This window comes from Sphingobacterium sp. IITKGP-BTPF85 (assembly GCF_001006065.1).
Taxonomy (GTDB): Bacteria; Bacteroidota; Bacteroidia; order Sphingobacteriales; family Sphingobacteriaceae; genus Sphingobacterium; species Sphingobacterium anhuiense.
Map to the genome: position 1 here is coordinate 1 of NZ_ASZT02000017.1, position 25,761 is coordinate 25,761.

General features: G+C 34.5%; 24 protein-coding genes and 2 pseudogenes. 21 read left to right on the plus strand and 5 right to left on the minus strand.

The genetic code is table 11. From position 1 onward, the window contains the following. Positions 1-276: 276 nt before the first annotated feature. Genes L950_RS32015 through L950_RS32025 form a run of 3 tightly spaced genes read right to left on the minus strand, consistent with a single transcriptional unit; the run spans position 277 to position 1,414 of the window. A complete protein-coding gene (locus tag L950_RS32015; RefSeq protein WP_231576882.1) occupies positions 277-891 on the minus strand; it encodes a RidA family protein in 615 nt (204 codons plus the stop codon). Next, positions 825-1,232 carry an NAD(P)H-dependent oxidoreductase gene (locus L950_RS32020; RefSeq protein ID WP_231576883.1) on the minus strand — a complete coding sequence of 136 codons (408 nt, stop codon included), beginning with the start codon at positions 1,230-1,232 and terminating at the stop codon, positions 825-827. The genes L950_RS32015 and L950_RS32020 overlap by 67 nt, the downstream gene beginning before the upstream one ends. Then, on the minus strand, positions 1,202-1,414 hold the full coding sequence (locus L950_RS32025; protein WP_231576884.1) for a hypothetical protein: 213 nt from the start codon (positions 1,412-1,414) through the stop codon (positions 1,202-1,204). The genes L950_RS32020 and L950_RS32025 overlap by 31 nt, the downstream gene beginning before the upstream one ends. 68 nt (positions 1,415-1,482) lie before the next feature. On the opposite strand from L950_RS32025, the gene L950_RS05325 reads away from it, so the two are divergent. Continuing rightward, complete coding sequence (locus L950_RS05325) at positions 1,483-2,283, plus strand: helix-turn-helix domain-containing protein (protein ID WP_021188314.1); 801 nt, start codon at positions 1,483-1,485, stop codon at positions 2,281-2,283. A gap of 90 nt (positions 2,284-2,373) precedes the next feature. Here L950_RS05325 and L950_RS37100 read toward each other — a convergent pair. Then, a pseudogene (locus L950_RS37100) lies at positions 2,374-4,312 on the minus strand (oleate hydratase). 685 nt (positions 4,313-4,997) lie between these two features. Between L950_RS37100 and L950_RS32045 the strand changes: the two are divergent. From L950_RS32045 to L950_RS05340, 4 genes are read left to right on the plus strand one after another with little or no spacing between them, the layout of a single operon-like run. Beyond that, positions 4,998-5,837 (plus strand): DUF1080 domain-containing protein, encoded by an 840-nt coding sequence (locus L950_RS32045; RefSeq protein ID WP_231576888.1) that lies wholly within the window; start codon positions 4,998-5,000, stop codon positions 5,835-5,837. Between the two features lie 14 nt (positions 5,838-5,851). Next, the gene (locus tag L950_RS35020; protein WP_021188315.1) at positions 5,852-5,986 is read left to right on the plus strand and encodes a family 16 glycoside hydrolase; all 135 of its coding nucleotides are present in this window, start codon (positions 5,852-5,854) and stop codon (positions 5,984-5,986) included. A 35-nt stretch (positions 5,987-6,021) separates the two neighbouring features. Further along, on the plus strand, positions 6,022-6,387 hold the full coding sequence (locus L950_RS32050) for a DUF1080 domain-containing protein (RefSeq protein ID WP_262506999.1): 366 nt from the start codon (positions 6,022-6,024) through the stop codon (positions 6,385-6,387). Positions 6,388-6,398: 11 nt separating this feature from the next. After that, on the plus strand, positions 6,399-7,814 hold the full coding sequence (locus L950_RS05340; RefSeq protein WP_031287222.1) for a Gfo/Idh/MocA family oxidoreductase: 1,416 nt from the start codon (positions 6,399-6,401) through the stop codon (positions 7,812-7,814). A gap of 155 nt (positions 7,815-7,969) precedes the next feature. Here L950_RS05340 and L950_RS05345 read toward each other — a convergent pair whose 3' ends face one another. Then, entirely contained in the window at positions 7,970-8,644 is a 675-nt protein-coding gene (locus tag L950_RS05345; RefSeq protein ID WP_021188317.1) for a hypothetical protein, read from the minus strand. Between the two features lie 391 nt (positions 8,645-9,035). Between L950_RS05345 and L950_RS05350 the strand changes: the two genes are divergently transcribed. From L950_RS05350 to L950_RS05415, 16 genes and pseudogenes are all read left to right on the plus strand, one after another. Beyond that, the gene (locus L950_RS05350; protein ID WP_021188318.1) at positions 9,036-9,878 is read left to right on the plus strand and encodes a universal stress protein; all 843 of its coding nucleotides are present in this window, start codon (positions 9,036-9,038) and stop codon (positions 9,876-9,878) included. Between the two features lie 78 nt (positions 9,879-9,956). After that, a complete protein-coding gene (locus tag L950_RS05355; protein ID WP_021188319.1) occupies positions 9,957-10,331 on the plus strand; it encodes a DUF1304 domain-containing protein in 375 nt (124 codons plus the stop codon). A 93-nt stretch (positions 10,332-10,424) separates the two neighbouring features. Beyond that, positions 10,425-10,847 carry a hypothetical protein gene (locus L950_RS25930; RefSeq protein WP_021188320.1) on the plus strand — a complete coding sequence of 141 codons (423 nt, stop codon included), beginning with the start codon at positions 10,425-10,427 and terminating at the stop codon, positions 10,845-10,847. A 179-nt stretch (positions 10,848-11,026) separates the two neighbouring features. Next, on the plus strand, positions 11,027-14,155 hold the full coding sequence (locus L950_RS05365; protein WP_021188321.1) for a SusC/RagA family TonB-linked outer membrane protein: 3,129 nt from the start codon (positions 11,027-11,029) through the stop codon (positions 14,153-14,155). 10 nt (positions 14,156-14,165) lie between these two features. Then, a complete protein-coding gene (locus tag L950_RS05370; protein ID WP_021188322.1) occupies positions 14,166-15,395 on the plus strand; it encodes a RagB/SusD family nutrient uptake outer membrane protein in 1,230 nt (409 codons plus the stop codon). Continuing rightward, entirely contained in the window at positions 15,383-15,619 is a 237-nt protein-coding gene (locus L950_RS35025; protein ID WP_021188323.1) for a RagB/SusD family nutrient uptake outer membrane protein, read from the plus strand. Before L950_RS05370 ends, L950_RS35025 begins: the two co-directional genes overlap by 13 nt. Before the next feature lie 11 nt (positions 15,620-15,630). Beyond that, positions 15,631-16,848, plus strand: coding sequence for a hypothetical protein (locus L950_RS05380; RefSeq protein WP_021188324.1), 1,218 nt, complete (start codon positions 15,631-15,633; stop codon positions 16,846-16,848). Between the two features lie 392 nt (positions 16,849-17,240). Continuing rightward, positions 17,241-18,262, plus strand: a pseudogene (locus tag L950_RS05385) (Pycsar system effector family protein). Between the two features lie 3 nt (positions 18,263-18,265). Beyond that, positions 18,266-20,314 carry a polyphosphate kinase 1 gene (gene ppk1, locus L950_RS05390; protein WP_231576891.1) on the plus strand — a complete coding sequence of 683 codons (2,049 nt, stop codon included), beginning with the start codon at positions 18,266-18,268 and terminating at the stop codon, positions 20,312-20,314. Between the two features lie 233 nt (positions 20,315-20,547). Then, on the plus strand, positions 20,548-21,189 hold the full coding sequence (locus tag L950_RS05395; protein WP_021188325.1) for a hypothetical protein: 642 nt from the start codon (positions 20,548-20,550) through the stop codon (positions 21,187-21,189). Between the two features lie 3 nt (positions 21,190-21,192). Further along, the gene (locus tag L950_RS05400) at positions 21,193-22,302 is read left to right on the plus strand and encodes a metallophosphoesterase (RefSeq protein ID WP_084825382.1); all 1,110 of its coding nucleotides are present in this window, start codon (positions 21,193-21,195) and stop codon (positions 22,300-22,302) included. Between the two features lie 74 nt (positions 22,303-22,376). Beyond that, positions 22,377-22,928, plus strand: coding sequence for a hypothetical protein (locus L950_RS25935; RefSeq protein ID WP_052764316.1), 552 nt, complete (start codon positions 22,377-22,379; stop codon positions 22,926-22,928). A 101-nt stretch (positions 22,929-23,029) separates the two neighbouring features. Next, entirely contained in the window at positions 23,030-24,715 is a 1,686-nt protein-coding gene (locus L950_RS05405; protein WP_156169538.1) for a GAF domain-containing protein, read from the plus strand. Positions 24,716-24,826: 111 nt separating this feature from the next. After that, positions 24,827-25,237 (plus strand): YceI family protein, encoded by a 411-nt coding sequence (locus tag L950_RS05410; protein WP_231576892.1) that lies wholly within the window; start codon positions 24,827-24,829, stop codon positions 25,235-25,237. Continuing rightward, the gene (locus tag L950_RS37105; RefSeq protein ID WP_410528095.1) at positions 25,195-25,368 is read left to right on the plus strand and encodes a YceI family protein; all 174 of its coding nucleotides are present in this window, start codon (positions 25,195-25,197) and stop codon (positions 25,366-25,368) included. The genes L950_RS05410 and L950_RS37105 overlap by 43 nt, the downstream gene beginning before the upstream one ends. A gap of 34 nt (positions 25,369-25,402) precedes the next feature. After that, positions 25,403-25,729 (plus strand): ArsC/Spx/MgsR family protein, encoded by a 327-nt coding sequence (locus L950_RS05415; protein ID WP_231576893.1) that lies wholly within the window; start codon positions 25,403-25,405, stop codon positions 25,727-25,729. Positions 25,730-25,761 lie beyond the last annotated feature (32 nt).

Consider the following 25,761-nt stretch of genomic DNA (forward strand, 5'->3'; position numbering starts at 1 on the left):
TTATATGCTGAGGCCTGTTCGTAAACTTTGAAGATATCCTCAATATCATGAGCTGTGCTGTTTCTTATTTCCATTTCTAAATAAATTTCTGATGTACCTGCTTATTTTCGCTTTAGTAACATCATTTGGTGATCTGTGGCAAATATATTTTATTTTTTCCTTTAACAGGGCAAGGATAATGGGATTCAATTGAAAAAGATAGGGATCCACCAGATTTCTATAAGCTCTAGGACCAAATGGAAGTTTTTAGCTGATGAACAATGAAGCTTAATTTTTTTAGTCAATTTCAAAGATAGCTTGAATTTCAACAGCAGAATTTACAGGAATGGAAGATGCACCAAATGTTGCGCGGGCATGCTTTCCTTTTTCTCCGAAAACATCAACTGTAAGATCAGAGGCTACGTTCATTAAGTCAGCATGCTTGGTATAACCTTCGGGTGTATTGAATATTCCAGTTAACTGAACACAGCGTTTAACCTGTTCGAGATTTCCGCCAACAGCTTCGTTTAGCACAGCTATCACATTCAGCATTGTTGTTCTGGTCGCTTCTTTTACTTGTTGTTCGTTGAGTTCTTTTCCTAATTTTCCAGGGTTAAGAATCTTTCCGTCTTTTAACGCTACCTGGTTGATGAAGATTAAATTACCTGTACGAATGTAAGGTTTGTAATTACCTGCTGGTTGGGGAACTTCTGGTAGTGTAATCTTTTTTTGTTTTAATGTTGATGCAACTGTTGTTTTATTTTCTAACAAAGGAACAGTGCTCTTAAAGAAGGTGCCTTTTAAGGCAAGTGCAATTTTGGCAAAATTTTCACCTTGGAGCTTAATTAAATAGCGCTCACTTTCGCTTGGTCTTTCGACATTTTTTGCAGAGGAAAGACTTGTTGTACCCAATACCGTGTTACCTTGTGGAATTTGACGTCAATTTTTTCATTACCACGAATGCCATTTGAAACGAGTATCATCCCATGTACAGCGAGGCTATTCCAAATGGATTGAATGGCTAGTTCTTTACCCGCGCCGCTACCTGCAGACATGAAAACGGTAGCAGGCATACCTTCCAAACCATGTTTTGTCCAAAGATCGACAGTCATTGATAAAAATTCGCTCATAGCAGTACTCATGTTCCCAAAATAAATGGGTGAACCAAAAGCTATTCCATCATATGATGAAAGTTCATTTGGGGTAGCAACAGGAATTTCTTTTAATTTTGCATGCTCATTTTTTTTAACCATTTTGATAATTGCTTCTGCTTGATTGGAACTTCTAGTCCTTTTGCAAATTCTTTAGCGAGCTCATAAGTGCTTCCATTGTCGGAATGTATGAGTACAAGTACACGCGCTTTTTTTTGTTGTGCGTGTGCTACAATTGAAAATATTGATATTAATGCGATTAATATATTACGTAAGTTAATCATAGATCTTAATTATTATGTTCACTTGCAAAATTAGGTAAGTCATTTTTATTAAATTTGCCAAAAACAACATGCAAAACGACAGATCGAAATGCGGACTTACGGAACAAGGTAAAGGAATCTATGTAGATCTTATTCCAAAGGATATGTATGTTTGGTATGAAGATAATTGGCAACATGATGAACATGAGCATCTTCATGCGCGAAGTCAATTAACTTTTGTAGAAGAGGGGTACCAGTATTTTCATCTGGATCGTAATATATACCTTGTTCCTAAAAATCATGTTATCTGGATTCCTTCGGGTCTCAAACATCGTGTTGTTTCGGAAGCTTCACAGGTGAAACTTATGGTCGTCTTATTTAAATCTGATTTAGAAAACAGTTTTTTTCAGGACATTCATGTATTTCCTGCACCGGCTGTTTTAATAGAGATGCTTCGGTACGCATCAAAATGGAATAAACTTCTTACTGAGGATGAAGAGCAGGCTATATTCTTAAAAGCATTGCAGATTAGCCTGCCTAATTTTTGCAAAGAGAGCAATTACTTACAAATACCTGTACCTGGAGATCAACGTTTGTTGTCTGTTTGCAATTATATAAATAATCACTATACTATAAACCTTAAAATTGAAGAACTTGCCGCGCAGTCCACATTGTCAATCCGTACACTGCAGCGTTTGTTTAAAAAGGAAACAGGAATAACCTTAAAAAAATACATACAACTTATTCGGGTGCTCAAGAGTATTGAGCTCATCGATACGAAACAACATACTTTAAGTGAAATTGGTTTTATGGTTGGATATAAAAATTTAGCTGCTTTTACAGCGTCTTATTATTCCATTATGCGAAATCATCCAAATAGGAAATATTAAGAAAATCTCTTTTTAACTGTATCGTTTGCGATGATTAAAATAAAAAATCCAATGTAACTGTTGTAATTACATTGGATTTCATGTTGCTGATTAGCCTTTTATACCTTTTATCCAGTCTTTAAACTTGGTGATCTGTTCTTGCACAAAAGATTCATGATCATCATTTTCGTTACTTCCTATTGGTAAAATATGTTCAAAGTATGAACCTTTTAACACCTTTCTTAATAGACCTTCTCCAACGAAAGGCTTATCGTCGTTCAAAGTTTTAGCCGCTTTCAAGAGGTGGCGGATATCATATTGTAAAGGATTAATATCTGGAACTTGTTTATTCAGGTTCAGTAATTCATATACTGCGATTCGTGCTGTTCTCACCGAACTTTCCATGGTGAACACGACATCATTATTTGTTTCAATAAATTGCCCCACAAGGCCTAAATTTTTGCAACCATTTGGGACTACTCTTGGGCGGTCTCCTTTGGCGCGAGGCATAAACATGGAGGTAATGTATGGCATGAATGAGGTTCTTACTATGGTGTTTTTAATCACATCATCCAATTGATCCACAATACCTAGATGAAAACATAATTCGCTCAAAATTTCATCTCCTGTACATGCTGGCATTGTTTTTTTGATGTAGTTACCTTGTTTATCCATAAACAATGCATATACCATAGAACGAGTACATCGTCAGGTTGTCCAGGGAAATGGGGTTGCCTATTGCAGGTAAAACTCATCAACCAATTGGAATCTGTAATCGTAATTATACCTCCAGTAACTGTTTTTCCAGAATATGGATCGTTTACCGAATATTCCTTCAGTTTATCAATTAAAGCAGAAGGTTTACAAGTTAATGTAGCTGATTCCCACGATGACTTTTCAATATTACTACAAAATTTCTCTGGTTTTCCAAATACTTCCGACTTAGCAGCGAGATTTTTCCATAATTTCCATCCGGCACTTTGTCCACTTGTACTGTTATCGATTTCAATAATGGGTGCTGTTTTATTGTCGCCATAAAACGTATCTTCGGTCATAGAGCCTGTAGTAACGATCACAAAATCTTCCTTCCTACTGGAATGATTACTTCCTTTCCATCTTGTTCAGTAATGATACTTTCGACGGTTTTCCCTTCCGTATTGCTGTGAATATGTAGATCACTAACTAATACATTTAATCTGATATTAACGCCCTTTTTCTGTAATACACGGCGTAATGGTGTAACGAAGGTGTCGTACTGGTTATATTTTGGAAATACAAGCGAAGATAGGTCATTTAGCCCATCAATAGCATGTAGAAAGCGATGCATGTATAGTTTTAGCTCCAATAAACTATGCCAGTTTTCGAAAGCAAACATGGTTCGCCAAAAAGTCCAGAAATTACTGCTCAAAAATGATTCACTAAAGTAATCCGATATCGTGATATTGTCTAAATCTTCTTTTTTCTTTAATAAAAGTTTAATGATAGCAAGCTGGTCTAATTTTGCTAATCCAAATTTGCTGAAGTCCTTAATTTCTCCATTGTTATGGATCAACCGTGCTTTGGAAAAGTTGGAGTCATTATCATTGATCAAACGGTATTCATCAAGAACTGAATAAGGTTCAGGCATTTCAAGAGCAGGAATATCTTGAAATATGTCCCACAAATTTTCGTAGGTCATATCCATTTCTCGTCCTCCCCGAATCACATAGCCTTCTGTAGCATTCCCAGATCCGTCCAGGGAACCGCCATCAATGTGAAGTTGCTCTAGAAAGACTATGTTTTCTGCAGGAATATGTCCATCTCTTATGAAATAGTAAGCGGCCGACATACCTGCAATACCACTTCCAATAATATACACTTTACTATTTTGATACGATTTTGGGGGAATACCTTTATTGCGTTGATAATTACCAATTTGATCGGAAAATGGCATTGATTTCTGAGGAGTATTTCGCTGTTGTTCTTTGCCTGAATCGGGTTCGTGATTTACATTACCATAAGAACTAGATGCATTAAGTACTTTTTCAAATTTTGAGGTGATTTCTTTCATGATACTGATTTTTTCTTATTTCTAATTTTTACTAAATAATGAGCATTCTTTTTAAAATTATTTTTCCATTCTAAAATCTAAGCTAATCTGGTTCGCTTAATATGTTAATTGATGCTTTTTAAGTACCTTACTTAATGAAATATTTTTTCACTATCGCTACTGATTCCATAACAGTAATTAATAGATTTTTGTTTAAAATAATTGTTAATTAATGTAAATTCATCTTTTTGCGGTTATTTAAATGCGCTAATTTGTTTTTTTAGTGTAGCATATGAAATGTAAGTATGTGTTATAAGTGACATATTCAAACGTTTTCGTAAATAATTAATTTGTTTTGGTGGATTTTTAGATATGTAATTGATACTATTGTTTTAATTTTAATAAAATGATAAACCAACTGATTGAAAAATTACCATGATGTATGTTTTCAATTGTAAACCGTTTTATATTATTTCTTGATCAATAATCATATTTATGAGTTAATTTCATATATTCTTTAATTATTGTTTTTACTAAAGCATTTATCATTGCAATTTATGTGAAAACATATAGTGATTGTCCTGATCATATTGATTAAATATGAATAAAATGAGCCTTGTGCTCAATAACTAATTATGTAGGTGAAACTATTATAGATCAATTCATGCTTTATACGTGATTCATCTTGTTTAAAAATATAATTCCAATGAAAAAAAATGCAATTGTCAAAGCAGTCTTTATCGGTGCAATGTTAAGTAATGGCGTATTCTCATATGCTCAGATGAATACAGATACAGAAAAAGGGTGGATGAGTCTATTTGATGGGAAAACATTAAATGGCTGGAAATCTGTAGGAGGCAAGGCACCCTATTCTGTAGAAGGGGATGCTATTGTTGGACGGATGACTAAAGGGACACCTAATTCATTTTTAATCACCGATAAGGAATACGGTGATTTTATATTAGAGCTAGATGTGAAACTTGAGGGAGACCAAACAAATTCGGGTATTCAGACACGGAGTCATTTAGACCCTACTGCGAATGGCGGACTTGGCCGGGTGTATGGTCGTCAGGTTGAAATTGATCCTACTTCAAGATCATGGACTGGTGGAATATATGATGAGGCACGTCGTAGTTGGCTTTATCCGCTGGATCTAAATGAAAATGCAAAGAAGGCTTATAAGCAAGAAGAATATAATCATATCCGCATTGAAGCTATTGGAGATGAGTTACGTACCTGGGTAAATGATATTCCGGTCTCCTATGTCGTGGATACAATTGACCGATCTGGATTTATAGGTCTACAAGTACATAGTATACCTGAGAAATTAGATGGAAAGAAGGTTTACTTTAAAAATATCAAGATCCAAACTTCTAATTTAAAATCTCGTGCTTTTCCTAGAGATATTTACATCGTAAATCTAAAACCTAACGACGTAGTTGCTTCTGAGAAAAAAAATGGAGTTAAATTGCTATTTGACGGAAAGAGCAGCAATGGGTGGCGTAGTGTTAATGGGGCAAAATTCCGGAAAAGGGTTGGGAAGTAAAAGATGGGCAATTAATGGTTTTGAAGTCCAATGGTGGTGAGTCCACTAATGGTGGTGATATTGTGACAAAAGATAAATATAAGGTTTTTGATCTATCATTTGAATTTAAACTCAGTCCGGGAGCTAATAGCGGCGTTAAATATTTGTAACACTCAAAGAGAAGACAAAAGGATCTGCTATAGGCTTGGAGTATCAGGTGTTGGACGATAAGTTGCATCCAGACGCAAAGTTAGGTAGAGATGGCAATCGTACATTGGCTTCACTGTATGATTTGATGAGATCAAATCAAGATGGACGTGCTCGCAGACCAATTGGTGAGTGGAATAGAGGTCGTGTTGTAGTGACTGCCGATAATAAAGTTGAACACTATTTGAATGGTGTTAAAATGTTGAGCTATGAACGAGGTTCTAAAGAATTTAAGGACTTGGTTGCAAAAAGCAAATATAAGGATTGGGTGAATTTTGGAGAGGCTAATGAAGGTTATATTCTATTGCAGGATCATGGCGATCAAGTATCATTCCGAAGTATTAAAATCAATGCTAGTAACTAAATTATAAAAGTATGAATCATTATTTATCGCGTAGAAGTTTTATGAAAAAATCTGCGTTAGCGGGTGGAGCTGTATTAATGGCAAATAGTGTATTTGGAAACATTAATTTGGCGAAGCCTAATGAACGTGTTAATTTAGCTTGCGTAGGTTTGGGAAACAGAGCTGGAGAAATCATCAAATCGTTGTATAAGACCGGTTTATGTAATATTGTTGCCCTTTGCGATGTTGATCTGGGCGCTAAACATACACAGGAGATTCTTTCGATGTTTCCTGATGTACCCCGATTTAAGGATTTCAGAATTATGTTTGATAAAATGTCTAATCAGATTGATGCTGTAAGTATTGGAACACCTGATTTTTCCCATTTCGCGGTTACAATGTTAGCTTTAGATCTTGGGAAGCATGTCTACGTAGAAAAACCTATGGCAAGAACTTTTCTTGAAGTTGAATTGATGACAAATAAAGCAAAGAAATCCCCCAAGCTAGTCACGCAGATGGGTAATCAGGGACATTCGGAAGCTAATTATTTTCAATTTAAAGCATGGAAAGATGCTGGAATTATTAAGGATGTGACGCGTATTGATGCACACATGAATATGCCTCGTAGATGGCATGGTTGGGATGTGCATATGAAAAGGTTTCCAGCTGCTACAGCTGTTCCTCAGACATTGGATTGGGATCTGTGGCAGATGCAGACTATGGGGCATGACTATAATAAAGATTTCGTCAATGGGCAATGGCGATGCTGGTATGATTTTGGCATGGGCGCACTTGGTGATTGGGGAGCACATATATTGGATACTGCTCATGAATTTCTTAATCTGGGTTTACCTACTGAAATTACAGCCGTTAATCTGGAAGGACATAATTCATATTTCTTTCCGATGTCTTCTACACTTAAGTTTCATTTTCCAAAAAGAAGGAGAATGCCTGCAGTAGATATTAATTGGTACGATGGATTGAACAATCTTCCTCCGATACCTGAAGGTTATGGTGTTTCAGGATTAGATCCAAATATTCCTGCACCAAGTACAGGGAAGCTTGAACCAGCAAAATTGAACCCAGGTAAAATTATCTATAGTAAAGATCTTCTATTTAAAGGCGGTTCACATGGAAGTACGTTACAAATCATTCCAGAATCTAAAGCGCAAGAACTGCAGTCAAAGTTACCTGTGGTACCAAATTCGCCATCAGACCATTTTGCTAATTTCTTAAAGGGATGTAAAGGTGAAGAAAAAACAAGATCGCCGTTTGAAATAGCCGGGCCATTGAGTCAAGTTTTTTGTTTAGGTGTTATTGCACAGCGTTTAAATACAAAGCTTATTTTTGATTCTGAAAAGAACGAAATTGTCAATGACATTTTTGCTAATGCTTTATTGGCCGGCCCTCCACCTGCAAAAGGGTGGGAGGAGTATTATCTCATGTAGCCTTAGTTTGAAAGATAGTTGTTGTCGAATAATACCAATAGAGCAATCGCAAATTGCTCTATTGGATTATAGGGGATAAATATGTAAAATAATTATGTGGTGCATATTTAGTGAATAATATTTTTTAATAGGAACTAAGGGAAATTGGATTCTCCTTATTTATTATTAGCAAGAATTGCGATATCCTTAACTTCTATAGTATGTGATGGATATCCGTTAACAGTAATATTTATCATCGCTTTTCCTACCTCTTGTAACGTTAAAAAATAGTTTTTATTGAATGCTCTCAATAATGGAAAAATAGCGTTAATTACTCTGTAAAATCCTTTTACATTTTTAGCCCCTTTATTGGGTTTCATAAATGCTGGTCTGAAATTGTAAACAGATTTAAAAGGAAGTTTCAAAAGATCATTTTCTGTTTTTCCTTTTACTCTTGCCCACATTTGTTTCCCTTTTTCACTGCTATCCGTACCCGCTCCAGATATGTAGCAAAATATGCTATTGGGATTGACCTCAGCAAAGGTTTTTGCAAAACCTAAGGTTAGATCATAAGTAATCTTGGTAAATTGATCTTCATTTATGCCTAAAGATGAAATTCCGGCACAGAAAAAACATGCGTCATATTCTTTTAATTGATCAGAAATAACGGAGATAGTACTAAAGTCGCTGTGCAGGATTTCCTTAATTTTCCCTCCCGAATATCCACAAGGTTTTCTACCAATGACAAGAATACTTTGAACTTTATCATCAGCAATGCATTCCTGTAGGACACCTTCTCCGACCATTCCACTTGCGCCGGTGATGATCACTTTAATTTTGGAATTAGTCATTTTGTAGTGGTTTCGTTTATTGAGTGTACGTATAGTTTTGAATTCATTTATGATCGTTCATTAATGATTTAATGAGATGTCGAACATGCTCTTTTCTGATTTGAAGTATATTCCCTAAATTTTTATAAGGACCAATATTAATCCATTGATCTTGCTCATAGATTAGTTCATTACTAATTTAATGAAAATTAGTATTATAATCAATGAAAGCCAGTACTCGATTCGATGATTTATTTTAATATAATCGTTGTCATTTTTACTGTGTTATATTGTTTAGGTTCATTATACAGGCATAATTGTTGTGTGGATATTTAATGTGGAAAATATTGATTTGTTGGTCAATTATTTTCTAGTAAAATGAATATGTAGCTATCAATTAAATGATTTGATTATGAAGTCTATTCTTATTCTCACCGATTTTTCTTCCGCTACAGAGCAAACAATAGGTTATATCAAAGAAAATGGATTACAGCTTGGTATACAACGGATATTGATTTATCATTCATTTGGCCCCCAAGGTATTGACACATTGGTGCCTGATGGGATTAAAATTCCTATTTTAGGTGATGAACATCAATTATTTGAAAATTCAATTGCCACACTTCAAAAATTACGCAATGAATTATTAGAAGTATTGCAAGATGTCGAGATCGATGTTCTGATTGACTCTAAACCTGTTGTTGAGGCTGTTCATGAAATCGTACAGGAGAAGAATATTGATCTTGTCGTATTAGGTATAAATGGAAGTGATGATGGGGGTAAAAACAGTGTTGGAAAAATACCTGCCCATTTAATGAAAAACCATAGTTTAGATCTTCTGCTTGTTCCTTCAAACTCGAAATCATATCGTATGGATAATGTAATGCTGGCTTGCGACCTAAAAAATATTGTTCAAATTCTTCCTGATAAGAAGCTAAAAGAGTTTGTACGTGATCTAAACGCACATCTTTTTGTAGTCAATGTTGGTGAGGAAAATGATATGGATGCGGTATCTTTAGTACAGGAGCAGACCGTTTTACATGAGCTTATCGATGATCTCAATCCTGAGTTTCACTATTTAAAAAGTAAAGATACCGTGCCGGTTTTACTACAATTTGCACAGTCTAAACAAGTTGGGCTCATTGTTGCAGTACCTCTTAAAAGAGGTTTTTTAGAAAATTTATTTCATAAAAGCGAAACAAAAAAGTTAACATTAAATACCAGTATTCCATTATTACTGATGCATAAAAGGTAAGTGTTAATTTCTTACTATATATTATTGATAAACCTCTTATTAAAAAATATTGATTAAATTCATTTTTATATTACTTACATGGAAGGAATTATTGGAATTACAGCAAAAATTGTGATTGGTATTGTTGCTGTAGAACATCTTTATATTTTATGGTTAGAGATGTTTGCATGGGAAACCAAGGGTAAGGAAACATTTAGATCTTTACCTAAACACTTATTTAAGGATACCAAAGTTCTAGCCGCAAATCAAGGCCTCTACAACGGCTTCTTATCTGCTGGTCTTTTTTGGTCGCTTTTAATAGGAGACTCTTTATGGCAACATAATATAGCTTTGTTTTTTCTAAGTTGTGTTTTTATAGCGGGTATTTATGGGGGTGCAACAGCAGAAAAAGGTATTTTTTTTAAGCAAGCATTACCAGCTTTGATTGGAATTATACTTCTATTATTAAGTTAGAAAAGTTTTATAATTAACTGTTATATATTTTGTTGTATTTATTTGTGTGAATATTCACTTTAGTATTTGCTATTTATTTTTAATAGATAATCTTTGTTTTGGATATTTATAAAAGCTATTTTTGCCCAAATTGACTTACAACAAAGAATGAATCTAGGACGAATTTTTATTATGACAATGACTATGGTCTTTCTAATGAAACCGTTTGTTCCTACGCTTTTTTATTTGGCGAATGTCGACTATATCAAGGAGTATTTTTGTGTGAACAAAGATAAACCGATGTTGCATTGTGATGGTACTTGTTTTTTGGCTAAGAAAATCGCAGAATCCAAGAAAAAGGAACAATCTGATCGCCTTCCGGTTGATAATGCAATGGTTCAAGTTGATTGGATCAAAGAAATTCAACATTGTTTCTTAAGTCCTATTATACAAAAATCTATTAAAGTTGCTTATATCCCAGTTTATTATCATAAAATATATCTAGGAAATCCTTTTCGTCCTCCCCAGTTTACATAAAATATTTTGTTTCTGAATTGAAGTTTTAGAGAACTTCAATTCAGTATCCTATGGCTACAGGCCTTATTTTACATCAGTTTTAACAATTGGATGGTTCCGATTATGAAGTTTTTTGTTGCATTATATGAACTATAATGTAAGCGACTGTCATGTGAGCCAAACAAGTATTTTATGTCATTATGCCACTATCTAAAAGTCCTATGGGACTAGGTTATGTGCTCGGCTTGATCATTACATTGCAATTGATCAATAGTCGGACGCTATTTGCAGGAGTATATCCAGACCAGATTTTATTTAAACAGATTACGATTACTGGGGCCGTTGAGGATGCTAAGGGTAAGCCAATTGCTCATGTGACTGTAGTCGAGGCGGGAACAGTTAATAGCAATCAAACGAACCAGTACGGTCAATTTTCATTAAAAACTAATAATAATACTGCCACATTGCAATTTTCTGCAGTTGGTTTTAAAAATAAGCTTATCCAAGTTAATGCAGGGCATAAAGTCTTGGTTACGCTAGAAGAGGAGTCGAGTATTATTGATGAAGTTGTGGTGACTGCATACGGCAGTGCCAATAAGCGTAATTTCACGGGCTCGTTACAGGAGATAAAAGCGGATAACTTAACGAAAACATCAGCGGCAAGTTTTGAGAATTCATTGCAGGGAAATGTGACAGGCCTTCATGTTTATACTACCGGTCAACCTGGTGGTAAGTCGAGTGTTCAGATTAGGGGGATGGGTTCGATTAATGGAATTAGAGAACCTCTTTATGTATTGGATGGAGTTGTTATGAACAGTGATAACAATTCAAAAATAGGAGGTAACGGTGCCGTTAATCAAATTAATCCACTGACATCTATCAATTCAAATGATATTGAAAGTATTACTGTTTTGAAAGATGCGGCCGCTGCTTCTCTGTATGGTTCAAGAGCTGCAAATGGTGTTATCTTAATCACGACAAAAAAAGGACGTAAGGGGGAAACTATTCTCAGTGTACTTTCGCAAGGCGGAATACTTTCTAATCTAACTAAAGAGAAGACTATTTCAAATCAGGACTTTAAACAGCTTTGGCAAGTTGGTCAGGTGAATCAATATATTCAAAATAATGAAGGATCGGATTATACCCGTATTTATAACGATTCACAGTTGTTACAACATTATCAATCTTTGGCTCAAAAAGATTATTCTTCCGTTTATGGTCATGATGATGCGAATTCAAACTGGTTAGATGCCATTTACAGAACAGGAACTACACAACAGTATTCTATTGCAGCAAGTGGTGGGAATGAGTCGACTCTTTTTTACGCATCGGGTGAATATCTAAAACAAAATGGTACGATTATCAAATCTGACCTCGAACGAAAATCCGGTAGGTTGAATATGGAGAATAGGGCTAAATCATGGTTAAACTTAGGAGCAAATTTATCTGTCGCTCAATCAGACCGTAATAGCGGACAGTATGATTCAGAATACGTTGGCGGATTAAATCCTTTATTTATGGCTAGGGTCTTGCCGCAGGCAGCTCCTATATATGATAAAAACGGTTATCAGGGAATAGCAGACCTACCAAATCTCATTGAAAAAAATGCTAACCCTATCGGAGTGATTGAAGTGGGGAAATATGAAAATAAAGATTTGCGGTTAAGGGGGGCAGCCTTTGCAGAATTAGTATTACCTTATTCAATTAAATTTAAATCAACTTTAGGTATTGATCATCAAAGTCTGGAAGAGACTTTATATGATAATAAAGTATTTGGAGCTGGAGGAGGACAATGGAATGGGGCGCTTTATGTTGCTCAGGGACAGCGCTCTCAATTAATGACTTCTAATATATTGTCTTATCAAAATAGGATAAATAAGCATTCTTTTGATATTCTTGCTGGATTTGAGGCAGAGGAATCCAAAATGAAGTCCATTAATAATTCAGGATATGATATTTTGGATAATGAATTATTGTCTTCGAGCAGTATTGGAACATTGTGGTCATGGAATGGTCAATCGGATAACTATGCTTTGATTTCTTATTTCAGTCGTTTGAATTATAATTTATCCAATAAATATTTTATTTCTGGAAGTATACGAAGTGATGGCTCATCGCGATTTGGAAAAGATTCCCGTTGGGGTAATTTTTGGTCGGTTTCGGGAGCATGGTTAATCTCTGATGAGAATTTTATTAATCATAATAAAATTAATCTTTTAAAACTTAGAGGAAGTATGGGGACTAACGGAAATCTTCCGCCAGCTTCTTATGCTTCTTTAGGTTTTTTCACGACGGCAGGTAAGGCTTATGCTTCGGAATCGGGATTGTCTTATGGACAGTTAGCTAATCCAAATTTATCTTGGGAGCTAAGTAAAAATATTGATCTGGGTTTAGATGCGCGATTGTTTAATACTTTAGATATTACATTAGATTATTTTAATAAAAAAACGAGCAATTTATTGTTAAATATACCAGTTTCTTCAACTACAGGATTCACTAGCCAATTGCAAAATTATGGCGAAATGAAGAATTGGGGTTGGGAATTTAGTATGAAATACAGAGTAATTGACCATAAGGACTTGAAGTGGGATACACGTATTAATGGGACCATCCTCCATAATGAAATTACTAAGTTACCATCTGATCTTATTCCGACCTATAGTTCATCCAACGGTCAAAATCCCCTTATTACTAAAGTTGGCGAAAGCTTAAATTCATTTTATCTAAGAGATTATGCTGGAGTAAACCATGAAAATGGTTTGGCAAGCTACCATGTTCTTAAAGATGGAAGAAGAACAGGCGAGCTGACGACAAATGCAGAGGAGGCCGGATTTGGAATTTTCGGAAACGCTGTACAAAAGGTTCAAGGAGGTTTTTTAAATCAATTTAATTTCAAAAAATTTAGTCTTGATGTATTGTTAAATTATGGAATTGGAGGCAAAGCTTATGATTGGACTGCATTTAAACGTGATGATGATGGTTTTTTACCACAGTTTACAAGCACAAAAGCTCAATTGAACCCTTGGACCCCACTTAATCCAGATTCAAAAGTACCAATACGCATTAATGGTAATAATACTTTTTCAAATGATGTGTCTACCAGACATCTATATAATGCCGATTATTTAAAGGTTAGAAATATACGGTTGAGCTATCATTTGGATAAATTTAGGTTTTTGCAAGGTGCTACCTGTTTTATTCAAGGCGATAATCTGCTTTTATGGACAAAATTAGACGATTTTGATCCTGAAGCAATTACTAATGGAGTCAATTTATTTCAAACGCCAACTTCGAGAAGTGTTTTAATAGGCGTTCAATTCAAATTATAAGATATCTTACATGAGAAATAAATACTATATAAGTGGAGCTTTTATGCTGATTTTGACAATCCTTATGGGGTGTCAGAAGGACTTATTAAATCAAAAGCCGGATCATGTCATATCAGAGGAACTGGTGATCAATTCGGTAGACAAGTTAAAACGCTTGCTCGCGGGATCATATAATGAAATTTCAAATGGTAATTATTTGGGAAGAGTGCTATATAAGCGATCTGCCGTAAAAAGTGCAGATTTTAGATTCGTACAAACCATATACAATCCAAGAAATTATGAACAGATCGAATATCGTTATGAAGAAAGTGGTAATAACAACGGTAGTGCGTCGATATTATGGTTGCAATGTTATAAAGTAATCGGCAACCTCAATCTAATTTTGGCTAATATTGATCGTGCTATTGGTGATGATGCACTTCGTGCACAAATTAAAGCTGAATCTTTAGCATTACGTGGAATGGTCTATTTTGATCTTTCCAGAACATTTGCATATCCATGGATAAAGGATAAAGGAAACTCACAGGGGATTCCATTAAAGCTTACACCAAATGAGGTGGTTATTGAAAGAGGAACCCTGGCACAGACATACAATCAGATCTTGATGGATTTACTGATGGCTGAAACTTTGCTAAAGGAGAGTGTTCCCGCAGCAGGGAGTTCCAAGTATATTACTAAAGTTGGAGTACAGGCGCTTATGGCAAGAGTATATTTGTATCAAGAGAATTGGCAGATGGCACTTCATTATGCTCAAAAAGTAATGGAAGTTATACCTGAAGAAAAACTGATGGGATTGACGAATTATGTTTTTTCAGATTATACTTCTGAATCAATATTTGAGCTCAGTGTCACAAATGATAACTCGCCGGGGAGTAATGGTTTAGGTGCACAATTTGATTTTAGAGCAGGGGGACAGGGAGATATTTTAGCGACACAGACTTTTAGTGATTTACTGAAGGAATATGTTGCAGATCCACGTGCTAATCTACTATTGACTGATAAGGAAGGGACGAAGAATGCTTTTGTGAAATACATCAATAGAAGTGGTGGGTCTGGCTTAAGTATTCATAACATTCCTGTCATCAGGCTTTCAGAGATTGTGTTAATTGCTGCTGAGGCTTGTGCAAATGGGGCCACAGGAGGAGAAGAAGCGGCACTTCGTTATTTAAATATGTTGATTAAACGAAGAACTGGCGATTTTCAACGGGATAGGGCTACTGAAGTGGTGTGGGGTTATTAAATAGAATTGCAAAGGAGAGACGGAAAGAATTAGCTCTAGAGGGACATGAAATCTATGATTTGATCAGAACTGGAACGGCTTTAGAAAGGAAGCTAACTGATCATATCAATACTGGACTTAATAGTAAAAATTTGAATATACCAGCTATATCTGTAAAAATGATCTATCCGATTCCGGCTAATGAAATTAGCGCTAGTGGAATGAAACAAACTATTGGTTACTAAAAGTTATTCTTATGAAAAATACAATTAAAATAATTGGATTGCTATATATGATACTATTGTTGTCTGCATGTGATAATAAGCTGAAAAAGGAAACTGATTTTCAGGAAATTCCATTTGAAGAAGGATCAAATGCTGTTCTGCCACATCTAACGTCTTATGCGGGGCAATTATATTTATCTTGGGTAGATACAGTATCTAACTCGAATCCTAGCTTACGGTACAGTAAACTTCAAAACGGGAAATGGCAACCACAGGTACTACTAGCTTCTGGTAAAAACTGGTTTGTGAATTGGGCCGATTATCCTATGATTGCTATGCATAAAGGGAAGATATTGAGTCATTATCTACAACTCTCAACCACAGGTAAGATGGCTTATGATATTAAATTTAATGTTTCTGATCATCAAGGATCTACTCATTATAAATTGTTGCACAGTGACCATACGGCTACTGAACATGGATTTGTATCTATGATTCCTTATCGTGACAGTAGTTTTTTGGTTACTTGGTTAGATGGTCGAAATATGGTTACTGATGCTCATGGACATCATAGTGGAACAATGAGTGTAAGGGTTGCGGAAGTAACAGCTCAGGGTGAAATAAAAGATGAAACTATTGTTGATGACAGTGCATGTACTTGCTGTCAAACGACTACTAGCCTAACAGCAAATGGGCCGGTGGTACTGTATAGAGACTGTACTTCTGATAATATACGTGATATTGTTATTGTAAGAAAGGTGGGAAATGGGTGGACTAAACCGGTTCCTATTCATGCCGATAATTGGTTTATCCAGGGTTGTCCTGTAAATGGACCAAAATCAGCTGCTTTTGGTAATACTTTAGCGGTTGCATGGTTTACTGCATCAGATGAAACTCCTCGTGTGCAACTGGTGTTTTCAGGTAATGGTGGAGAGCAGTTTATGGATCCTATATTGATCAGTAACAAGGGTGTACTTGGGCGTGTTGATGTAGCCCTTGTTGATACTGACCAAGCGATAGTAAGCTGGATGCAAACTGAAGGTGATTTAACTTATCTATATGCGATGCTCGTTAATAAAGATGGTACAACCGGTCCGTTGAGAAAAGTTACACAACTTTCATCTAGTCGAAAGAGTGGTTTTCCTCAGATGGAGCTTGTAGGAGATCAGGTATATTTTGCATGGGTGGAATTACAAAATAATGTTACGAAACTGAGAACAGTATCAAAACCTATAAATCAGTTTAAATAATAGAAAATGCTATATGTAACCTTAATTTATAAATAATGATAAAAAAAGCCGGATACAAAAATGTATTCAGCTTTTTTTGAAAAATGTAATATTATTATTTATCGTATCTTTTAGGATGATTATTTTCATCCATATCTGCCAAAAATAAATGATCTTTGTTTGGATGGATCTTAAGAAGATATTATTTAATTCTTATCTTTAAATAATAGTAATGTATATTGAATCAGTATTGATTACGATCAACCCAAACTAATTTATATTTTATGGACTACTCTCAATTGATAAAGGAAACGGCCAAATTTGTACATAAGTATATGGATGAACATGACCTTTCAAAATTCAGCTTCCATAATGATGCACATACGCAGGAGGTTGTGGATGCAGTTCAGAAAATGGCAAGTTATTATAATCTTGAAGAGCGCGACACCGCAATTGTAACGTTATCAGCCTATTTTCATGATCTTGGTTATTGTGTTCATGGCAAAGATAGTCATGAAGAGAGGAGTGCGGCCATTGCTTCAGATTTCCTTCATTCAAAAGATGTTGATGATAGTTTTATTCAGTCTGTGTCTGGCTGTATATTAGCGACAAAATTACCGCAATCACCAAAGAATCTATTGGAAGAAATTGTTTGTGATGCTGATTTATTTCACTTAGGCAGCGATCGCTTTGATGCTCGCAATAAATTGATGCGTCAAGAAGCGAAAGCTTGTGGATATGTAGTGAGTAAAGATGAGTGGCGAAAAAATACGATTAAATTAATGGAAGATCATCATTATCATACGGATTATGGTCGTAATTTACTAGAAAATAAAAAGCAGCAGAATATGACGGTTTTGAAACAAAAAGAAAATTCTGGAACTGCTGATCAAGAAAAAAAGAACGGGAGACCTGAAAGAGGGATTGAGACAATGTTTCGCATCACCTCGACTAATAATCAGCGTTTAAGTGATATGGCTGATAATAAATCCAATATCCTAATCACTGTTAATTCGATAATATTATCTGTTGTTATTGCTCTCCTATTACGTAAATTAGACAATAATGCTCATTTAATATTTCCTACATCAATTTTATTATTTACTAGTTTAGCAACTATGGTGATTGCTATTTTGGCAACGCGACCATCTGTCCGGACGGAAAATACACCGATGAAGATTTGAAAAGTAAAAAGGTCAATTTGTTGTTTTTTGGTAACTTTTACAGAATGAATCTAGAGAGTTATAATAGCGGAATGAAACTTATGATGGAAGAGCGTGATTATCTGTATAGTACTTTAATAAAAGATGTCTATTCTCAGGGTGTTGTGTTGGGCAGAAAGTTCAAATTACTTCGATTAGCTTATAATATTTTTATGTACGGGTTGATTGTATCCGTATGTGCGTTTATTATTGTTGTATTGATTAATTCCTAATGTATGCTAAACATTGAAAGTGAAGAAGTGAGTACACGTCTTTATAATCGTGATTTGAGCTGGTTATCGTTTAATGCGCGTATTTTGAGAGAAGCAGGTAAAAAACAAGTTCCGCTATTAGAGAGCATTAATTTTTTAGCAATTTTCTCTTCAAATCTGGACGAATTTTATCGGGTTAGAATGCCCGTACTGCTTGCTTTGAAAAAGATTAAACATCAGGAAAACATAGATAATGACTCGCAAGACGTTAAAATTTATAAACAGGTCAAGTTACGCATAAAAAAACAGTTATCTCTTTTTGGAAGTATCTTGGTAAGTGAAATCATTCCTGCTTTAAAATCAGCTAACATTCATTTCATCTATAATGAAACAATCCCCGATACTATTGTTAACCAAACTAAAGATTATTTTTATGAACAGATTGCATCATACTTAGAAATATCTATTATCGAAGATGTCACTTTTTTTCCAAAAAACAATCAACTTTATTTTGTTTTTACTTTCAAAGAAGGGGAACTTGATAAGTTGGGAATGATTTCTATTCCGTCGGATCAAGTTCCCAGATTCTATTATGTTGCCACTGAAGATAAAAATTATATTGTTTTTATTGACGATATTATTAGGCAAAACTTTCCAGATATTTTCAAAGATCACTTCATTACAGGTATGTATTCATTTAAGGTGACTCGTGATGCAGAGTTGGAGTTAAATAATGAATTTGAAGGCTCGTTGCTTCTGAAAATTGAAAAGCAGATCAGAAAAAGAGATTTTGGGCTAGCAACACGTTTACTCTATCAGCCAGACCTTCCAGATGATCTTTTAAGTGCATTGATTAAGTTGTTTAAACTTCGCAAATCTAGTTGTATAAAAGGAGGTAACTATCATAATCTAAAAGATTTTTTTTCTTTTCCGATTGATAAAAAAGAGTGGAAATATAGACCTCAACCTCCAATACCTTATCGGTTTAAATCTTCATTTTTATCTTTGTTAGATGAAATTAGTGTTGAAGACATCCTCGTTAATACTCCCTACGAGTCTTATGATGTGGTGCTTAGATTTTTTAATGAGGCAGCGGTTCGTCGAGATGTGGAAGAAATATATATATCCATGTATCGGGTAGCTAGTGATTCTAAAATTCTACATGCAGTATTAAATGCAGTCAAAAATGGAAAAAAAGTAACTGTTTTCGTGGAATTAAAAGCGAGATTTGATGAGGAAAATAATATTTATTGGGCAAAGAAATTAAAAGCAGCAGGTGTAAATGTACTATATAGTATTCCAAATTTAAAAGTGCATGCTAAAATTGCTTTAGTAAAAACAAAACAAGGTAATGCCGTCCAGTATTTTGGTTTACTTTCTACGGGCAATCTGAATGAAAAAACAGCCCATAGGTATGCTGATCATGTTTTATTGACTGCTCAGCAAGAAATCTTACAAGAAGTAATGGAGGTGTTTAATGTGTTAAAAAAAAGACGAGATCAAACTTCCTATTATAGTACCCATTTCAAGTATTTACTGGTGTCACAATATAATTTGGCAGCAGGTTTTATGCAGCTCATCGATCAGGAAATTGCATCTGCAAAGATGGGATTGCCAGCATGGATTATTATTAAGGTCAATAATTTAGAAGAAAAGGGCATGATCCAAAAGTTGTATGAGGCAAGTCAAGCTGGAGTGGTAATTCAATTAATAGTCAGGAGTATCTGTCGTCTAATACCGGGTGTTGCCGGTCTAAGTGAAAATATTAGCGTTAGACGTATTGTAGATAGATACTTAGAACATAGTAGAGTTTTTATATTTAACAATAATGGTCAAGAACAGGTGTATTTAGGATCGGCAGACTGGATGCACCGTAATATATACAATAGGATAGAAGTTTGTTTTCCGATTGTTAATAGACGATTAAAAAGGAGATTCAAACAATTATTGCTATACAATTGGAAGACGATACGTCTGCTGAAGTTCTGGATGAACATATGGATTCCATCGAAAGATCTGTTGATAAAGGTATTCGCGCCCAAGAGTGTATTTATGATTATTGTAAACAACTAAATGAGTAAGGAAATGAATGGTAGAAAATTATTATTGATATGTATGCCTATTGCTAGTCTATTTTTCTTGACAGCATGTGCACAAACTACTCAAGTTTATAGGAGTCCAAAGGGCTATGATTTCAATAAAGGAGAAAAATTATTTTTACCAGATGCTCTTCATGAACTATCTGGAATAGCATTCCTGCAGAAAGCTCCAAACATATCTTTGCAAACGAGGATGAAAATGGTCTGGTGTATTATTTTGCGCCAGGTGAACACCAGTACCAGCAGATCAAGTTTGCAAAGAAAGGTGACTACGAGGGAATTGCCATCAGTAATGGATATATTGTAGTGCTAGAAAGTAAAGGTACAGTCTATTCGTTTCCTTACAGTGATATACTTCAAAGGGAAGCTACAAATGTTAAAGTAGGAAAAGACCTGATTCCTAAAGCTGAATATGAATCACTAGCGGCCTCTCAATCAGACAGTTTATTGTATATTATATGTAAGAAATGTGCTGTTGATAAATCGTCTAGCAAAGTTACTGGTTATGTATTGGGACTTTCTAAAGAGGGTGATTTTTTCAAAAAAGGGGAATTTAAAATTGATGAGAAACAAATTGACTTAATTAGTAGTTTAAAAGGAAAACAGTTTCGGCCATCAGCTTTGACTAAAAACAAGCGGACAAACGAGTGGTATATTTTGTCCTCGATTAATAAAATGTTAGTTGTTGCAAATGAAAAATGGGAGGTGGTTGGCGCATTTCCATTAGATCCGTCACTTTTTAATCAGCCTGAAGCTATTGCATTTGATGATTCGGGCAGTTTATATATTGGTAATGAGGGTGGAGATAAAGCAAATAAAGCAACATTATTAAAATTTAAATTGAATTAAAAGATGTTGAAATTTTTATGTGTTACACTTCTTTCATTTTTAATGACTGGGGTATTTGCACAAGATAGTGTAGTAAACCGAGTTATTTTTATTGGTGATGCCGGTGAGATTAATTTTAAACAGGAAACGATTATTCCACTTGCCGCCGCACTGGTTTTAAAAGGGAAGACAACTGTTATGTTTTTGGGGGATAATATCTACCCCAGTGGTATGGGGCTACCCGGTAGTAAGGAAGAATTGGAAACAGCATCGATCTTAAGGTCACAGTATGAACCTATGCGAGCCGCTGATGCACCGGTATATTTTATACCCGGCAATCATGATTGGGATAAGATGGGGAAACAGGGACTAGCAAAGATCAGAGCTCAAGGAAATTTTCTGGATGCACAACAAGATTCACTTTTGCAATTAGTTCCTAAAAATGGCTGTCCTGATCCGGTAGAAATTCCTATTTCAGATCATCTGGTTATTATTGCCTATGATAGTGAATGGTGGCTTTTTCCTCATGAAAAGATCGATACTAATATTAGATGTGGCTGTGATTCTGAAGTTAAAGTTATAGAAAAACTGAAGGAATTGGTTCATAAGAATAAGAATAAAACAATTTTGGTTGCTTCACATCATCCTTTCTATTCATACGGTGTTCATGCGGGTTACTATTCGTGGAAGGACCATATTTTTCCACTTACAATATTGAATAAAAATTTTTACCTTCCATTACCTGTAATTGGATCATTGTATCCATTAATGAGATCAACAGTGTTTTCAAATCCTGAAGATATGAATCATTCGGATTACAAACGTTTAAAACTACAAGTAAATGCGGTATTTGAGGGAGTTCCGAATTATGTTTACATATCTGGTCACGATCACGGCTTACAGTTTATAAAAAAAAGAGATCAATATCAAATTGTTAGCGGTTCTGGAGCAAAAAGCTCATCTATAAAAAGTAATAGTAACTTACTTTATAAAAATTCAATGCAGGGTTTTGTTACTGTGGATCTATTATTGGATAGAAGTACTCAGATTACTTATTATACTTACGATAATAAGGGTATTAAGGCAGATTATGCATACCGGATACCTTATAAAACAGAAATCACAAATAAATAACGAACTGAATCTACTCTGCATAACATTCCCATCTTAAATGTGATGGGTCGTGTTAGTAATTTAATTTTTTTAATATGCAATCAGCATTATTTACTATAATAAATGAGGAGGAAGATCAATTTCCTGAAATTGAAACCCACCTTTCTTTTGACCCATTTTTGAATTATCTGAAAAGAAAAGGTGAAAATGAAATATCAATTAAAAAGAACTTTTTAGCTAGTGTATTAAAGGATTTTAATCAAGCATTTGCAAAATATGGTCCTTTGGATAAGCACAATATTCACCAATTTGAAAACGAATTTAGATTAATTCATGCATCTTTAAATCCAGTATTACAAGATGATGAGGACACTTATTGGGCATTGGGCTTTCCTTTAGGACAAAAAATATGTTTTGGAACAGATAAATTCTATGCTTTACTTGAACAGTATAGATGTGATAATCAACTTGCTTTAGCACATGATTCTGTTGGGTTTTCTGAGAAAATCCAGATGTTGTATTCATTTATATTAGAAAGGTTATATGGGATAAAATCTGCAAAGCATTTTGAGATAATTCATTCCTTTATCGATGCATTGACTGGACTACAAAGTATTACCGGATCAATATCGATCATACTTTTGTAGATGTAAAAGTAATCGGAAATTTACCTGTTTTTGATCGGATAAAAGTAATTGATGAGTTTTCAAAAACATTAAATTTTGAGATAATAAAAACTTTGATTCCATTGAATAAAATCAAAATGGATGGTTTTTCTATTTTAACAGTTACTGATATTACTGAGCAACAGGCGCTTGAAAATATAAAAAATATCATTATAAGGGGAATTGATGAAGCAGATTCTTATGGACACGTGATTATGGCTTTAAGAACATTAGCAGGAAATCCTGCTATTGAATTTTCTCTTTTACCTTTTTTTAAGTTGAATAACAAAGTCGTATTTGATTTTAAAGAAAAGAAAACGTCAGCTTTATTGGATTTATTAAAAATTAATAAAGGAAATGAGCAACGTATTCAAGAGTTGCTGGATGAATTTATTAAGCAACCCCAAATTCTTGTTTTTAGTAAAGATTTTCCTATTGAAGATAAAACTATGTCGTTCCTTTGGGAACGACTGAAAGATCTGGGCATCGTCAACTATGCATTGATTCCCATAGCCCATAATAAAGAGATCGTAGGTGTTATCGAAGTCTTTACAAAAACAGATGCAGTTCTTGATGAACAGATTTTGGCTCGAATATTTAGTGCAAGTACCTTACTAGCACAGTTGCTAAAAGATGAAATTGTTGAGTTTCAGACAAAAATAAACGAGGTTATAAAGGAAAAATTTACATCTCTTCAATCAGCAGTACAGTGGAAGTTTAATCAAGAGGCTTGGGAATATTTACAAAGAATAGAACAAGATAAACCTAAACCTATTGTTGGTGATATTAAATTTGAACAAATATATCCGTTGTACGGTGCCATCGATATTCGAAATTCAACTATTGAAAGAAATAAGGCGGCTTTTCAGGACATGATTGTTCAATTAGAATTATTGGAGAATGTCTTAATTCAATTGAAACACTTAAATAGTATTGTTATTCTTGATGAAATGATTTTCAACTGCCGAAGATGGTTACAGGAAATTAATGAAGAATTAATGGATAGTATGCAGATTCAGCTTAATGACTTTTTTAATCAAAATGTGGCTGAAGTTCTCACTTATTTTAAGGAGAATTTAAAAGAATCTCATCCGATTATTGCCGCATATGAAAATGCTATCCATCCTTTAAATGGGGTTGTTTATAAAAATCGTAATGTTTTAGAAAAATCGATACGTTTAATTAATAGTGGAATAAGTGGTTATCTGGAGTTATTTGAAAAGGAATTGCAAAATTCTTACCCTTGTTATTTTGAAAAATTTAGATCAGATGGTATTGAATATGATATTTACATAGGCCAATCTATCGCTCCAGACAAAAAGTTCAATGAGATATACTTAAAAAATATCCGACTTTGGCAATTGACGTCAATGGCGGCGATTGCAAAAATTACACATAGTCTGTTGGATCAAATGGAGAAACGTTTACTAACAACGCAGCTTATTTTTGTTAATGCTACGTTGATCGATATTAATTTTAGAACAGATGAACACCGATTTGATGTAGAGGGAGCTTATAATATTCGCTATCAGATTATAAAAAAGAGAATCGATAAAGTGACTATTAAAGGTTCGAACGAACGCCTTACTCAGCCGGGTAAAATTGCTATTGTCTATTTTACAAAGCGCGAGGAAAAGGAATATTTAGGATATATTCAATATCTACAAAAGAGCGGATCTTTATTAGATGATCTAGAAGAATTGGAATTGGAAGAATTACAGGGTGTTAAAGGATTGCAAGCGTTGAGAATAGGAATTAATTTAGCCTAAAGTAGCATACTAAACGTATCAAACAAATGATCTAAATCAATTTTTAGATTTTTAGTAATCCTTATTTTTGCAATTATTAGATATCTACCTAATTAATTAAAATAACAGTTTATGGCAACATACAAATGGTCAATAGACCCAAGTCATAGTGAAGTCGCTTTTAAAGTGAAACACTTAATGATTACAACGATAACAGGTTATTTTGGGAAGTTCACACTTGATCTTGAAACTACTTCTAATGATTTTAATACCGCTAAGAATATAGCATTTAAAGCGGAGATAAATTCTATCAATACCAATGATACACAAAGAGACGAACATTTGAAGTCAGCTGATTTTTTTAATGCTGAAGCCTACCGTTATTTAGAATTTACTGGTGTTAAATATGTAGGAATCGGGGATGAAGCGCAACTAACCGGAAATTTGACAATAGGAAATATTACCAAAGCTATTACATTAAAGTTTTGTTTGGCGGGATTGTGGTCGATAGTTATGGCCAAACAAAAGCAGGCTTTTCTTTAAGCGGGCAACTTAGTCGTAAGGAATTTGGTTTAACATGGGATGCTGTTACAGAAGCTGGTAATATTGTGGTTAGTGATGAAGTACGAATTAGTGCTGAAGTTCAAGTGATTAAAAAAGATATAATACTCTAGATTTTGGATCATGATAAAGATATATCATAACAAATTGTGTAGTAAAAGCTGTGCTGTATTAGATTTATTGAAATCGAAAGATGTAGATTTATCAATACGGGAGTATCTTCAAGATGTTCCTAGTAAAGATGAATTGCTTGAGCTGGTCACTTTACTTCAATTAAAACCTCTTGAGCTGATACGACGTAATGAATCAATTTTTCAAGAAAAGTTTAAAAATCTTGTTCTTTCGGATCAAGAATGGATCTCCGTTATGTTGGAGTATCCTATTCTAATTGAGCGTCCTATTGTTTTAAAAGATGGTAAGGCCGTTATCGGTCGACCGATTGATAAAGTAATAACACTAATATCAGAAAGTTAACATTATTTGTTATGAAAAGTATCTAGATAGGA

Excerpts from the sequence above, each read along its gene's own strand:
- L950_RS32020 (WP_231576883.1), bottom strand. The coding sequence starts at position 1,232 with ATGGTTAAAAAAAATGAGCATGCAAAATTAAAAGAAATTCCTGTTGCT.
- L950_RS32025 (WP_231576884.1), bottom strand. The coding sequence starts at position 1,414 with ATGATTAACTTACGTAATATATTAATCGCATTAATATCAATATTTTCA.
- L950_RS05325 (WP_021188314.1), top strand. The coding sequence starts at position 1,483 with ATGCAAAACGACAGATCGAAATGCGGACTTACGGAACAAGGTAAAGGA.
- L950_RS32045 (WP_231576888.1), top strand. The coding sequence starts at position 4,998 with ATGAAAAAAAATGCAATTGTCAAAGCAGTCTTTATCGGTGCAATGTTA.
- L950_RS35020 (WP_021188315.1), top strand. The coding sequence starts at position 5,852 with ATGGTTTTGAAGTCCAATGGTGGTGAGTCCACTAATGGTGGTGATATT.
- L950_RS05340 (WP_031287222.1), top strand. The coding sequence starts at position 6,399 with ATGAATCATTATTTATCGCGTAGAAGTTTTATGAAAAAATCTGCGTTA.
- L950_RS05345 (WP_021188317.1), bottom strand. The coding sequence starts at position 8,644 with ATGACTAATTCCAAAATTAAAGTGATCATCACCGGCGCAAGTGGAATG.
- L950_RS05350 (WP_021188318.1), top strand. The coding sequence starts at position 9,036 with ATGAAGTCTATTCTTATTCTCACCGATTTTTCTTCCGCTACAGAGCAA.
- L950_RS05355 (WP_021188319.1), top strand. The coding sequence starts at position 9,957 with ATGGAAGGAATTATTGGAATTACAGCAAAAATTGTGATTGGTATTGTT.
- L950_RS05365 (WP_021188321.1), top strand. The coding sequence starts at position 11,027 with ATGCCACTATCTAAAAGTCCTATGGGACTAGGTTATGTGCTCGGCTTG.
- L950_RS05370 (WP_021188322.1), top strand. The coding sequence starts at position 14,166 with ATGAGAAATAAATACTATATAAGTGGAGCTTTTATGCTGATTTTGACA.
- L950_RS05380 (WP_021188324.1), top strand. The coding sequence starts at position 15,631 with ATGAAAAATACAATTAAAATAATTGGATTGCTATATATGATACTATTG.
- ppk1 (WP_231576891.1), top strand. The coding sequence starts at position 18,266 with ATGCTAAACATTGAAAGTGAAGAAGTGAGTACACGTCTTTATAATCGT.
- L950_RS05400 (WP_084825382.1), top strand. The coding sequence starts at position 21,193 with ATGTTGAAATTTTTATGTGTTACACTTCTTTCATTTTTAATGACTGGG.
- L950_RS25935 (WP_052764316.1), top strand. The coding sequence starts at position 22,377 with ATGCAATCAGCATTATTTACTATAATAAATGAGGAGGAAGATCAATTT.
- L950_RS05410 (WP_231576892.1), top strand. The coding sequence starts at position 24,827 with ATGGCAACATACAAATGGTCAATAGACCCAAGTCATAGTGAAGTCGCT.